This is a genomic window from Myxococcus vastator (assembly GCF_010894475.1).
GTDB lineage: Bacteria > Myxococcota > Myxococcia > Myxococcales > Myxococcaceae > Myxococcus > Myxococcus vastator.
In genome coordinates this window covers 1-13304 of sequence record NZ_JAAIYB010000220.1, presented here as the reverse complement: position 1 = coordinate 13304, position 13304 = coordinate 1, and the positions used below count along the sequence as shown (strand labels likewise).

The 13304-nt window shown below is 71.3% G+C and carries 10 protein-coding genes and 1 pseudogene; 7 read left to right on the top strand and 4 right to left on the bottom strand.

Annotated features, from left to right (window positions below):
• The 3 genes from G4D87_RS21440 to G4D87_RS21430 form a co-directional block, all read right to left on the bottom strand.
• A partial coding sequence (locus tag G4D87_RS21440; protein WP_163783922.1) for a zinc metalloprotease HtpX occupies positions 1 to 874 on the bottom strand: 874 nt, incomplete at its 3' end.
• A gap of 156 nt (positions 875 to 1030) precedes the next feature.
• The gene (locus tag G4D87_RS21435) at positions 1031 to 2476 is read right to left on the bottom strand and encodes an HTTM domain-containing protein (protein ID WP_163783921.1); all 1446 of its coding nucleotides are present in this window, start codon (positions 2474 to 2476) and stop codon (positions 1031 to 1033) included.
• Complete coding sequence (locus G4D87_RS21430; protein ID WP_240358474.1) at positions 2469 to 3707, bottom strand: imelysin family protein; 1239 nt, start codon at positions 3705 to 3707, stop codon at positions 2469 to 2471. Before G4D87_RS21430 ends, G4D87_RS21435 begins: the two co-directional genes overlap by 8 nt.
• Before the next feature lie 186 nt (positions 3708 to 3893).
• On the opposite strand from G4D87_RS21430, the gene G4D87_RS21425 reads away from it, so the two are divergent.
• Complete coding sequence (locus G4D87_RS21425) at positions 3894 to 5372, top strand: NHL repeat-containing protein (RefSeq protein WP_163783919.1); 1479 nt, start codon at positions 3894 to 3896, stop codon at positions 5370 to 5372.
• A 125-nt stretch (positions 5373 to 5497) separates the two neighbouring features.
• Positions 5498 to 7936: a TonB-dependent receptor domain-containing protein gene (locus tag G4D87_RS21420; protein WP_163783918.1), complete on the top strand. Its 2439-nt coding sequence runs from the start codon at positions 5498 to 5500 to the stop codon at positions 7934 to 7936.
• Between the two features lies 1 nt (position 7937).
• Here G4D87_RS21420 and G4D87_RS21415 read toward each other — a convergent pair whose 3' ends face one another.
• Entirely contained in the window at positions 7938 to 8324 is a 387-nt protein-coding gene (locus tag G4D87_RS21415; RefSeq protein WP_163783923.1) for a hypothetical protein, read from the bottom strand.
• A 183-nt stretch (positions 8325 to 8507) separates the two neighbouring features.
• Between G4D87_RS21415 and fni the strand changes: the two genes are divergently transcribed.
• From fni to G4D87_RS21390, 5 genes and pseudogenes are all read left to right on the top strand, one after another.
• Positions 8508 to 9566, top strand: coding sequence for a type 2 isopentenyl-diphosphate Delta-isomerase (fni, locus tag G4D87_RS21410; protein ID WP_163783917.1), 1059 nt, complete (start codon positions 8508 to 8510; stop codon positions 9564 to 9566).
• Between the two features lie 33 nt (positions 9567 to 9599).
• The gene (locus G4D87_RS21405; RefSeq protein WP_163783916.1) at positions 9600 to 10928 is read left to right on the top strand and encodes a hydroxymethylglutaryl-CoA reductase, degradative; all 1329 of its coding nucleotides are present in this window, start codon (positions 9600 to 9602) and stop codon (positions 10926 to 10928) included.
• A gap of 4 nt (positions 10929 to 10932) precedes the next feature.
• Positions 10933 to 11865, top strand: a complete 933-nt coding sequence (gene mvk / locus G4D87_RS21400) for a mevalonate kinase (RefSeq protein ID WP_163783915.1) — start codon at positions 10933 to 10935, stop codon at positions 11863 to 11865.
• An 8-nt stretch (positions 11866 to 11873) separates the two neighbouring features.
• Positions 11874 to 12860 (top strand): diphosphomevalonate decarboxylase, encoded by a 987-nt coding sequence (mvaD, locus tag G4D87_RS21395; protein WP_163783914.1) that lies wholly within the window; start codon positions 11874 to 11876, stop codon positions 12858 to 12860.
• Positions 12860 to 13304 (top strand): annotated as a pseudogene (locus G4D87_RS21390) (mevalonate kinase family protein); the annotation flags it as partial. The gene mvaD and the pseudogene G4D87_RS21390, both read left to right, overlap by 1 nt.

Below are 13304 nucleotides of genomic sequence, written 5' to 3'. Positions count from 1 at the left end.
GGGTGGAGAACAGGGCCATGACGCCGCCATGGTGGAGCGGGTTGACGATGAAGAGGTGGGAGGTGGCGGGGGCCCTGTCGTAGGGAATGGCCTGGGCGCCCCGTTCCAGCTTCAGCAGGGCATTGGCGAGCGCGTCCGGGTCGCCCGCCAGCTCGGCGCCCGTCTGGTCCGCCCCGTACTCCCGTGAGCGGCTGACGGCGAGCTGGAGCAGCGTGGCGGCGATGGGCGCCACCAGCAGCAGGCCCAGGTTGGCGAAGGCGCTGCCCAGGCCGCCGCGCTCGTCGCTGTCGCTCCGGCTGAGCATGGAGCCGCCGAACCAGAAGAGCATCTGCGCGCCGTAGCTGATGATGCCGGCCAGGGTCGCCGCCACCGTGCCGATGAGGGTGTCCCGGTTGCGCACGTGGCCCAGCTCATGGGCCAGCACGCCTTCCAGCTCACGCCGGTCCAGCAGCTCCATCAGCCCCGCCGTCACCGCGATGGCGGCGTGGCTCGGGTTGCGGCCCGTGGCGAACGCGTTGGGGGCTGGCGTGGGGAGCATGTAGACCTTGGGCTTCGGCATGCCCGCGCGGGAGGCCAGCTGTGCCACCATGTCGTGCAGCCAGGGCGCCTGCGCGTAGGGCAACGGTTTGGCGCCGTGGATGGCCAGGGCAATCCGGTCGCTGAACCAGTAGGCGCCGAAGTTCATCACCACCGCGAAGACGCCGGCGAAGAGCAGGCCTCGCGGTCCGCCCAGGCGGTCGCCGATGACGAGCACCAGGGCCGTGAGCCCGGCCAGCAGCACGGTCGTCTTGAGCGCGTTGCCCAGCCGGTGCCAACCGCCGCCGCCGTGCAGCGCTGGCCGGTCCGCGCCGGCGTGGGAAGAATGGAGCGCCATGGCCGCCTCGTTTCCGGAGGCCCGCAGGGCCCTCTGGAAACGTAACCAGACGCGAGGACCCGGCAACGACGAGGGGACGGCGCCTGGTGGGCCGCCGCACCGGGGCCACTCCACCGGCACGGACGGCATCAGGAGCCGTCGTCAGCCGGTTGGGCCTTACGGACGCTCGGCCGTCGCGCCGCGCAGCGGAGCGCGCAAGCGGATGGGCGGTGAGTCCGGCGCGGGGCGGATCCACCGCTTGGGAGCGAGGCTGTCCACCTCCCGCGCGAGGTCCACGTCGGGGTCCACCAGCAGCTCCGCGGGGCGGCCGTTGAGCGACACCTGGGCGTCGACGTGGACCTGGACGCGGCCCTTGCCCTGCGCCTCGAAGTCCCGGGCGATGTGCCGCGCCAGTTGGAGGATGAGGTCCGGCTGCACCGACATCTCCCGCTCCTGGAGGCGGGTGAGGTACTGGCTGGGCGCGACGTGCCACTCCCGGTCCGACGCCGGGTCGCGGACGATGAACGTCACGCTGCCGTTCTTCTCGCGCGCCATCACCCGCCAGGAGAAGCGCATGCCCTGCTCGTGCCACAGGACATTGCCGCCGTAGAGGTGGGTGCGCAGCGGAATGGCGATTTGCAGGACGGCGTAGGCCAGGGCCAGTCCGAGCGCCACCTGGCTCTTCCAGCCGGGCGCGCTCAGGGCGGGCGTCGCGGAGGCGGCCGAAGTCGCGACGGACGTCCGGGCCAGGCGGGCGCGCAGTCCGTGGAACAGCCGCCGTGGCCAGGAGGCTTCGAAGAAGACCAGGGCCCCGGTGACCATGATGACGGGGAACATGCCAATGGGGAACAGCGCGGAGGTAGCCGCGTGGAACCCGAGCACTGCGACATAGGCGAAGGGCCGCAGCTTCCGGGTGAGGAGGAAGGCGACGATGGTGGTGTCGAAGAGGAAGCCCGACCAGGCCGCGAGGTAGGCGACCCACGGCTCGTCGAGCATGGGGCCGACGACGGGCAGGCTCGTCCGCGCCGACAGCCAGATGCTGAGCGGCTGGGCATGGAGCAGCCAGTCACCCGTCAGCTTCGCCAGCCCCGCGAAGACGTACACCACCCCCACCTGGAAGCGCAGCAGCAGCGTGCACCACGAAGGCAGCCAGTCGCCGCGCAGCGCGGGCTTGCGCCAGGCATCCACGGAGAAGGCCCGGTGCGCCGGTACGAAGAGCATCAGCCCGAGGAGCAGGCTCACCAGGTAGTAATGGTTGAGGTAGTTGCTGACGTCCACGAGCTGGACGTAGGTGAAGGCGACGAACAGCAGGCCCACCGTCACGCGGTAGAAGAGGCCCGCCGCCATGCAGAGCCCGAGCACCGCGAGCACCCCGAAGACGGCGTGCATCCACGGCGCCGGCAGCGCGGGCACCCAGCCGAAGCCCCAGTAGGTGAAGTGGAAGCGGGGGCCGGTGAACAGCACGTCCACCCAGCCATGGGCGAGGAACCGGACCGCTGAGACGAAGACGAGCAGTCCGAGCGCCACGCGGAACGCCACCAGCGCCGCGATGTCTCGCGGCGCCAGCAGCACCTTCCAGAGGCGCCCGGACGCGGGGCGCTCGCCGGACGCCACCTCAGTCATTGTCCCCTTCCACGGACTGGGGCAGTTCCAGGTCCAGCACGGTGACGAGCTCCGTCTTGAGCACGTCCGTCACGCTCTTGATGGCGTCGTACAGCGCACGCACCGCGGCCTTGTCCTGGGCCAGGACCGTCGCCAGGTCTTCACCTGGAACGGCCTCGATGCCCGCCGCCGCCGCCGCGTTGCGCTCGCGCAGCTTCGCCGCCAGCGCGCCGGCGCCCGAGGCCTCGAGCAGGTCGTCGAAGCCCGTGCCAGCGAAGCCCTCACCGCAGCCCTCCGTGATGCGCCGGTAGCCCACCAGGTTGGCCCGGAGGTTCGCCTTCGAGCGCGCCGCGAACTGCGACTCCAGGTGCTCGGGGCAGGTGGACGTGGCGCAGTCACGCAGCGCCAGCGGCCGTGCCACCTTGAGGTCCTTCACCTCGCGCTCGAAGTAGAAGATGGCGTCGCTCAGGGAGTTCAGCGCCGCCTGCGTGGAGGGGTACACGGCGTTGCCGGAGCCCGCCGTCGTCAGCGTCTGCGCGAAGTTGCCCTGGTCCGCCGCCCACGCGTTCACCAGCGCGTCCGCGCGGCGCTGGACGTCGGCGGCCACCACGGCGGCGTAGGCCCGCTTGCGCTCGGCCCGCTCGTCCGCGGAGAGCGCCGCCCACGAGCCCTGGGACACGATGACGGAGGTGCCGGGGCAGGCGGTGTCGGTGCCCTCGAAGAAGAGCAGGTACTCCAGCGCGTACAGGCCGCGGCGGCTCACCAGCGCGCTGTCGAAGCCCTCCGACTCGTAGCTGCGGTTGACGAGCTGCTCCTCGATGGCGCACCGGCTGACCAGGGGCCACGAATAGATGTTGTCGCGAATCTCCGCGCCGCCCGGGAGGCTGCGGGGCGCGGCGGGGCCGAACTGCATCACCTCCGCCACCTGCCACACGTCCATGGCCTGGTGGTAGGCCGCGCGCGCGGCGTCTCGCGTGGTGGCCTCCGGCGTGGCCGCGTGGGCCGCGACGGCGCTCTGCAGCGCGGTGGCCGCCGTCTGGAACTCACGGGCCGTCTGCAGCACACAGGCCCCGGACGACTCCAGCAGCGCGGCGCGCGTCGCGGCCACCGTGCCGTCGGGATTGTCCGTCCCGGCGTCCGGCGCGGGCACCTGGTCCGACTTGCAGGCCGACAGTGAAAGGAGCGCGGGAACCACGAGCGCGATGGCGCTCGCACGCAGGACGTAGAGGGGGCGCGATGACTCGGTGTTCATGGCCCGGCTCGCTACCACGCCGATGTTGTTAATGACAATCAACTTCAAAATTTCCAGAAGAAACGTGTTCGTCCCCACAGCTTGGGTGTTGACCCGCCGGGGTCTTCGGAGTACGAGGCCACCGCGACGAAACTGATAACGATTATCGTTTGCAGTTCGAGTGGATCCCGAGGAGGGGAAGACATCATGTTGAAGACGGTAAAGCACCGCAGCTTCCTGGTGCGTGGGGCCGCGCTGGCGCTCACGCTGGCGTGCATGACGGGTTGTGGCGACGATGAGCCCACGCCGACCCCGACGCCCGACGCGGGCACCCAGGCGGATGCCGGGACGACCCCGGACTCGGGCACGAACCCGCCGCCCGACGCTGGCACCGGCCCGCTGGACAGCGACATCGCGGTGGTCCGCTTCAACGAGGATGGTACGCACGACACGACGTTCGGTGCGGGCGGCGTGACGCACGTGGACTTCGGCACCGGCCGCGACGGCACGCGTGACTCGCTGTGGGACGTGCGCGTGGACGCCACGGACCGCATCGTGCTGTTCGGCAACAAGCGCGCGGACGGCACGCGCGCGGACACCGACCGCGTGGTGGCCCGGCTGACGGCGACGGGCGCGCTGGACACGACGTTCGGCTCGGCCCAGACGCCCAACGGGTTCAGCGTCCTCAACCTGTCCAACCTGAACGACGGCATGCGCTACGGCTTCATCCAGCCGGACGGGAAGATCATGACGTCCGGCTACACGTCCATGCCCACGGGCGTGGGGGCGCAGGCGGCCAACCGCATCGTGCTGCAGCGCCTGAACGACGACGGCAAGGCGGACGACACCTTCGGCTGGAAGGGCGTCGTGACGTCCGCGCCGTTCCAGGCGCAGAGTGAGTCGAACCCCGAATGGGGCATGGCGGAGGCCTACGCCGCGGGCCTGCAGTCCAACGGCGGCTACGTGACGACCGGCTACGGCCGCTCCGCGTCCTCTGGCACGGTGGACCTGGTGTCCTTCCGCTACACCGCCACGGGCGCGCTGGACCCGACGTGGGGTACGGGCGGCGCGGTGGTGCTGGACCTGGCCGGTGACAATGACCGCGGCCGCAACCTGGTGGTCCTGAACGACGACCGCGTCCTGCACGTGGGCAGCGGCACGCCGAGCGCGCAGAACATCCAGGCCCTCCTCCTGATGCAGACGCCGGACGGCCAGCCGGACACGACCTTCGCGCCGGAAGGCTACAAGACCTACGGCTTCGAGCGCCCGGAGCAGGCCTTCTTTGGCGTGGCCAAGTCGGCGGACGGCAACTGGGCGGCCGCGGTGGGGTACCGCGCCGGTGGCAGCGGGAACGTCGACGCCATCCTGGCCATCATCCCGACGGGTGGCACGGGCACGGAGGTGGTCAAGGCCACGCCCATCTCCGCCACGGCGGACGACCGCTTCTGGTCCGTCACCTTCGACACGCAGAACCGCATCTACGCGGCGGGCTTCGTGAACGAGGGTGGCGACAACCAGATGGTGGTGGCGCGCTTCACCACCGATGGCAACCTGGACCCGACCTTCGGCACCAGCGGCATCGCGAAGATCAACGTCGCGACCGCGGCCACCGAGGAGACCGCTCGCGGCATCGCCATCCAGACGGATGGAAAGATCGTCATCGGCGGCCCTGTCGAGAAGCAGTAATCGCTGACGCAGTGTAGAAGCAGGAGCCGGGGATGGCGGTCCGCGCGCGGGCGGGCCACCCTCCCCGGCTCCTGGCTTTTTGAGTCGTCGGACATCCCGGTCGAGACAAGGTCGAAACGCTTCAGATGGCACTGTTCGAGCAGAAGCTGATGTGGGCGCGGAGCTGGACACTTCCGGCGCTCTTGCTGGCATGGGCCTCCCCGGCCGCGGCGCAGTCCGAGCCGCCCCATGACGCCGCCGCCGCCGTGGCTCCCGAGCCGTCGCAGGTGCAGGACGCCGCCGCCGTGGCTCCCGAGCCGCCCCAGGACGCCGCCGCCGCCGTGGCTCCCGAGCCGTCGCAGGTGGAGGACGTCGCCGCCGAGGCGCCGCGGCTGGCCGAGCCCGCGCAGGCGCCCGTGGGCGACGCGCCGCTGGCCACCGAGGCCCCCGCGAGCGAGCCGCTGGTGCTGGAGCCCTCACCTGAGGCGGTGGAGAAGAAATTCGAGAGCGTGGTGGTGGGCACCTCGGAGGCGCGCACGAGCGGCTCCATCCACGTGCTCAAGCCCGCGCAGCTGGAGCGCTTCGAGCGCGATGACCCGGCCGCCATCCTCCAGACGGTGCCCGGAGTGTACTCCCGCGGCGAGGACGGCTTCGGCCTGCGGCCGAACGTGGGGCTGCGCGGCGTCAATCCGGACCGCAGCAAGAAGGTCACCCTGCTGGAGGACGGTGTCCTCTTCGGCCCCGCGCCGTACTCCGCGCCGGCGGCCTACTACTTCCCGCTGGCCACGCGCATGCAGCGCATCCGCGTGCTCAAGGGGCCCTCGGCCATCCAGCAGGGACCGCAGACGGTGGGCGGCTCCGTGGAGTTCCTCACCCGGGACATCCCCGCCTCCGAGTCCGCCTGGCTGGACGTGGCGGGCGGCGAGTACCTCTACGGCAAGGCCCACGGCGTCTTCGGCGCCAGCACCGAGCGCGCGGGCTTCCTGCTCGAAGGCGTCCACCTGCGCAGTGACGGCTTCAAGGAGCTGGACACCGTGGGCGGCGACACGGGCTTCACCCGCAACGAGTGGATGGCCAAGGGCCGCTACCTGCTCGTCCCCGAGGGCCCGGTGCGCCAGACGCTCCAGCTCAAGCTGGGCTACTCGGACGAGGACTCGAACGAGACGTACCTGGGCCTGAGCAGCGCGGACTTCGCCGCCGCGCCGCTGCGCCGCTACGTCGCGAGCGCCCTGGACCACATGAAGTGGCACCGCACGCAGGTGGTGCTCAGCCACGAGCTGGAGGCGGGCGGGCTGGCCGTGACGACGTCCGTCTACCGGCATGACCTGAGCCGGGCGTGGCGCAAGGTGAACCGCTTCCGCGGCGCCTCCATCGCCAGCGTGCTGGCGGACCCCACGAGCGCGCGCAACGCCATCTATTACGGCGTGCTCACCGGCGAGCTGGACACGGCGTCCACCCAGGACGCGCTGCTCATCGGCCCCAACGACCGCACCTACGTGTCCCAGGGGCTCCAGAGCGTCGCCCGCTGGACGGCCACCACCGGGCCGCTGAGCCACAACCTCGAGCTGGGCGCGCGCTTCCACTACGACAGCATCCGCCGCCTCCACACCGAGGATGCCTTCCTGATGCAGGGCGGCCAGCTCGTGCGGACCAGCGAGCCCACGTACACCACGGCCGACAACAAGGACTCCACGCACGCCATCGCCCTGCACGCGACGGACGCCATCGGCTGGGGCCCGCTGGTGCTGACGCCGGGCGTGCGCATGGAGATCATCCGCTCGGCCTCGCGCAACCACCTGACGGGCACCGAGGCGAGCGGCGCGGTGGAGGTGCTCATGCCGGGCATGGGCGTCTACGGCGCGCTGACGCGCGAGCTGGGCCTGTTCGCGGGCGCCTATCGTGGCTTCTCGCCCCCGGCGCCTGGACAGCCGGACGCGGTGCTGCCGGAGAAGAGCATCAACTATGAGGCTGGCGCGCGGTGGACCCGCCGTGGCGAGCGGCTCGAGGCGGTGGGCTTCTTCAACGACTACTCGAACCTCACCGACATCTGCACGTTCTCCAGCGGCTGCCTCAACGACGACCTGGACCGACAGACGGACGCGGGCAAGGCCTTCATCTACGGCCTGGAGGTCTTCGGCGAGAAGACCTTCCGCCCGGGTGGTGGCGTGACGTTCCCCGTCTCGCTGTCCTACACCTTCACGCGCACGCGGCTGCGCGAGGACTTCCAGTCGGCGGACCCGCAGTTCGGCAACGTGCGCGCGGGCGACGAGCTGCCCTACGTGCCCCGGCACCAGCTCTACGCCACCGCGGGCGTGGAGACGGCGTGGGGTGGCCTGGCCCTGAGCGCCTTCTACGTGGATGCCATGCGCGAGCAGGCGGGGCAGGGCGAGGCGCCGCCGGAGCAGCGGACGGACGCGCTGCTGACGTTCGACGTCAACGCGAGCTGGCACTTCTCCCGCTGGGGGCAGCTGTACCTGAGCGCGCGCAACATCCTGGACGAGCAGGCCGTGGTGTCGCGCCGTCCCTACGGCGCGCGGCCCAACGCGCCTCGGACCGTCATCGTGGGCGTCAAGATGGGCATCTAATCTAGAGGTAGAAGCGGTCCGTCACGCCCGCGGTGCGCTGGAGGATGGCGCTCCAGCCCAGCCACAAGACGATGCCGCTGGCGTCCGCCTTCGCTTCCGCGCCGAGGGCGCCCAGCGAGCCCGTGCACCCGGCCAGGGTGAAAAGTCCTGAATCGGTCAGGTGGGTGAGGAGGGCGCGCAGCGTGGGCATCCCGCGCGACTCGAAGCGGTGGGTGACGTCGTCGCGACCCGTGAAGTCCGGGTCGTCGAGCGCCCCATCGAGGAAGCGCTCCAGGGCCCACCAGAAGAGGTACACCTCCGCCCTGCGGCCAGACGCCACGGCCGCTGCGGCGATGGACAGGCCCTGATGCACGCGGTCGTAGTCACCGCTGTGCAGGAAGACAACCACGTGGGTCGGGGAGGGGTTCACGCCGCGCTCATACCGCCCACAAGGCGCCAGCGTCCACCCACACGCCGGGACTGACCGCCCGGACCCTTTGGCTTGCGCCTTGGCCGCCGTGCTTGCTAGGAAACCTCGGTCATTCGGGCACTTACGCGCCGTGGCCCCCTGGGCGGACCGGACTCCAACGAGATGGGCGAAGACCTCACAGCCAGACGCAAGGACGCGCATCTCGACCTTTGCGCCACGGGCGACGTCGAACCCACCGGAAACAGCACCCTGCTGGAGTGCGTCAAGCTGGTGCACTGCGCGATGCCGGAGATGGCCGTGGAGGACGTGGACCTGTCCACGGCCTTCCTGGGCAAGCGGCTGCGCTCCCCGCTGCTCGTCACCGGGATGACGGGTGGGACGGAGCGTGCGGGCGCGGTGAACCGCGACCTGGCGCTGCTCGCCGAACGCCACGGCCTGGCCTTTGGTGTCGGCAGCCAACGCGCCATGTCGGAGGACGCCTCGCGGGCCGCGTCCTTCCAGGTGCGGCAGGTGGCGCCCACGGTGGCGCTCCTGGGCAACATCGGCATGTTCCAGGCCATCCGGCTGGGCGTGGACGGAACGCGTCGGCTGGTGGACGGCATCGGCGCGGACGGGCTGGCGCTGCACCTCAACGCGGGGCAGGAGCTGACGCAGCCGGAAGGCGACCGGGACTTCCAGGGCGGCTACCGCGTGGTGGAGCTGCTGGTGCGGGCCTTTGGCGACCGGCTGCTGGTGAAGGAGACGGGCTGCGGCATTGGCCCGGACGTCGCGCGGCGGCTGGTGGACCTGGGCGTGCGCAACCTCGACGTGTCGGGCCTGGGCGGGACGTCCTGGGTGCGCGTGGAACAACTTCGCGCGTCGGGCGTACAGGCACAATTGGGAGCGGAGTTCAGCGCGTGGGGCATCCCCACGGCGGCGGCGTTGGCCACCGTGCGCCGGGCCGTGGGCCCGGACGTCCACCTGGTGGCGAGCGGCGGCCTCCGCACGGGACTGGACGCGGCGAAGGTGCTGGCGTTGGGGGCGGACCTGGCGGGCATGGCGCTGCCGTTGTTCCGCGCGCAGCAGGCGGGCGGGCTCGCGGCGGCGGAGGCGGCGCTGGAGGTCATCCTGGCCAGCCTGCGGCAGGCGCTGGTCCTGACGGGTAGCAGAAGCTGCGCTGAACTGAGACAGCGGCCCCGGGTGCTCACCGGAGAGTTGAAGGATTGGTTGGCGGCGCTGTAGAGGGTGGCCGCGCCGAAGTCTGGAAGGAAGAACATGTCTGACACCGTGACGTCCCGGCTCCCCGGGTTCCACAAGCTGCCGATGGAGGAGCGCCACGCGCACCTCTCCCGCATGTTCCAGCTCACGCCCGAGGACCTGCAGCAACTGCTGGGCTCGGAGGCGCTCCAGCCTGTCCTGGCGAACCAGATGATTGAGAACGCGGTGGGGACCTTCTCCCTGCCGCTGGGGCTGGGCCTCAACCTCCAGGTCAACGGACGCGACTACCTGGTGCCCATGGCGGTGGAGGAGCCGTCCGTCGTGGCGGCGGTGTCCTTCGCGGCGAAGATTGTCCGGGAGTCGGGCGGCTTCATGGGTGAAGCCGACCCGTCGCTGATGATTGGCCAGGTGCAGGTGTCACGCTACGGCGACCCGACGGTGGCCACCGAGCGCCTCCTGGCGCACAAGGAGCAGATCCTCGCGCTGGCCAACAGCTTCCACCCGGCCATGGTGGCGCGTGGCGGCGGGGCGAAGGACGTCGAGGTTCGCGTGCTGCCGGCCCCGGAAGGCCCGCGCGGCGAGCCGCTGCTCATCGTCCACCTCATCGTCGACGCCCAGGAGGCGATGGGGGCCAACCTCATCAACACCATGGCGGAGGGCGTGGCGCCGCTCATCGAGCAGATTACCGGCGGCAAGGTGTACCTGCGCATCCTCTCCAACCTGGCGGACCGCCGGCTGGCGCGCGCCATGTGCCGCATCCCCATCCCGCTGCTGGCGGACTTCGAGATGCCGGCCGAGGAGATCGCCGAGGGCATCGCCCAGGCCAGCCGCTTCGCGGAAGCCGACCCGTACCGCGCCGCCACGCACAACAAGGGCGTGATGAACGGCATCGACGCGGTGGCCATCGCCACGGGGCAGGACTGGCGTGCCATTGAAGCGGGCGCGCACGCGTTCGCCTGCCGTAACGGGCAGTACCGGCCGCTGTCCACCTGGTACCTGGAAGAGGGGCACCTGGTGGGCCGCATCGAGCTGCCCATGGCGCTGGGGACGGTGGGCGGGCCCATCAAGATCCACCCGGGCGTGCAGATGGCGCTCAAGCTGATGCAGACCTCGTCGGTGCGCGAGCTCGCCATGGTGTTCGCGGCGGTGGGCCTGGCGCAGAACTTCGCGGCGCTCCGTGCGCTGGGGAGCGTGGGCATCCAGAAGGGCCACATGGCGATGCACGCGCGCTGCGTGGCGGTGACGGCGGGCGCGCGGGGCGACTGGGTGGAGAAGATCGCCAACCTGCTGGTGAAGGCGGGCCACGTGAAGGTGGAGAAGGCCCGCGAACTGCTAGCCAGCCTCCCCGCCGAGGATGCCGCGGCCGCGACCGGCACCACTGTCTGACGCCGTGGCGCCTCGTTCAGAATCCTTGTCGGCCTTTGGCGCCGGCAAGGTCATCCTGCTGGGTGAGCACAGCGTCGTGTACGGGCACCCGGCCCTGGCCGGGCCGTTGTCGCAGGGCGTGACGGCGCGCGCCGTGCCCGCCAAGGCGTGTCAGCTCGCGTTGCCCTCCACGCTCAGCCGTCCGCAGCGGGCGCAGCTCACGGCGGCGTTCGCCCGGGCCGCGGAGGCCACGGGCGCGCCGCCGGTGAAGGTGTCGCTGGAGGCGGACCTGCCGCTGGCGGTGGGCCTGGGGAGCTCGGCGGCGCTGTCGGTGGCGTGCGCGCGGTTGCTGCTCCAGGCGGCGGGGAAGGTGCCCACGCCGAAGGACGCGGCGCGTGTGGCGTGGGCGATGGAGCAGGAGTTCCACGGCACGCCGTCCGGGGTGGACCACACCACGAGCGCGGCGGAGCAGCTTGTGTTGTACCGGCGCAGGCCAGGGGCCGCGAAGGGGACGGGGCAGGTGGTGGAGAGCCCCAGGCCCTTGCACGTGGTGGTGACGCTCGCGGGTGAGCGCAGCCCCACGAAGAGGACGGTGGGGGCGCTGCGGGAGCGGCAGGCCCGCTGGCCGTCGCGCTACGAGCGCCTGTTCGCGGAGATTGGGCGGGTGTCCTCGGAGGGCGCGAAGGCGGTGGCGGCGGGTGACCTGGAGGCGCTGGGCGACGCGATGAACGTCAACCAGGGCCTGCTCTCGGCGCTGGGCCTGTCGTCGCCGCCGTTGGAAGAGATGGTCTACCGGTTGCGGGAGCTGGGGGCGCTGGGCGCCAAGCTGACCGGGGCCGGTGGAGATGGTGGGGCCGTCATTGGCCTGTTCCTGGAGCCCAAGCCCGTGGTGACGAAGCTCACCCGGCTGGGCGTGCGCTGCTTCAGCAGCCAGCTCGCGGGACCGCGGGCGTCGTGAGTCCTCCCATGAAAGCCACAGCTCTGGCGCATCCCAACATCGCCCTGGTGAAGTACTGGGGGAAGCGGGACGACGCGCTGATTCTTCCGCATCAGTCCAGCCTGTCCCTCACGCTGTCGCCGCTGTCGGTGACGACCACGGTGGAGTTCGGCGCCGCGAGCGACCAGGTGGAGCTCAACGGGCACACCGCGAAGGGCAGCGAGCGCGACCGCGTGCTGCGCCTGTTGGAGTTGGTGCGCGCACAGGCGAAGGGCGAACTGGGCCCGGCCAAGGTGGTGTCGCGCGGGGACTTCCCCATGGCGGCGGGCCTGGCCAGCAGCGCGGCGGGCTTCGCGGCGCTGGCGGTGGCGGGGCGCGCGGCGGCGGGACTGCCGTCGGAGCCTCGCGCGGCCAGCATCCTGGCGCGCCTGGGCAGCGGCTCCGCGTGCCGGAGCGTGCAGGGCGGGTTCTGCGAGTGGCAGCGCGGCGAGCGTCCGGATGGTGAGGACAGCTTCGCGGTGCAGCGCTTCGACGCGGCGCACTGGCCGGACGTGCGCATGGTGGTGGCGATTCTCGACCGCGGCGAGAAAGAGGTGAAGTCGCGGGACGGGATGAAGCACACGGTGGACACCAGCCCGTACTACCCGGCGTGGGTGAAGGACGCCGAGGCGGAGGTGGTGCACGTGCGCGAGCACATCGCCCGGCGAGATTTGCAGGCCCTGGGTGAGCTGTGTGAGCGGAACGCGTGGCGGATGCACGCGACGTCCTTCGCGGCGAATCCGCCGCTGAGCTACATGAACGCTGGGACGTTGGCGCTCATCCAGCACCTGAAGGAGCAGCGCAAGAAGGGCATCCCGGTGTGGTTCACGCTGGACGCGGGACCGAACCCGGTGCTGCTGACGGACGCCGCGCACGAGGTGGCCGCGGAGGCGCTGGCCCGCGCGTGCGGCGCGGTGGACGTGATTCGCTGCGTGCCGGGTGGTGACGCGGAGCTGAAGGCGGAGCACCTCTTCTGATGGAGCGCGCCCTCTCCGCGCCGGGGAAGTTGTTCCTCTCCGGGGAGTACGCCGTGCTGTGGGGCGGCGTGGCGCGGTTGGCGGCTGTGGCGCCGCGCACGTCCGCGTACGTCCGCCGCCGTGCGGATGCCCGGGTGCACGTGTGCCTGGAAGAGGGCACGCTCGCGGGGAGCACCACGCCGCTGGGCGTGCGCTGGGAGCGGGAGGTCCCGGCGGGGTTCGCCTTCGTGGCGCGGGCGCTGGACGAGGCGCTTCGTGCGCATGGGCGCGCGAGTCAGGGCTTCGACCTGGCGGTGGCGCCGTCCGCGGTGGGACCGAACGGGCAGAAGCTGGGCATGGGCGGCAGTGCGTGCGCGACGGTGCTGGCGGCGGAAGGCGCGCGCTATGTGCTGGAGGAGCGCTACGACGCGCTGAAGCTGGCTTTGTTGGCGCACACGCTGGGGC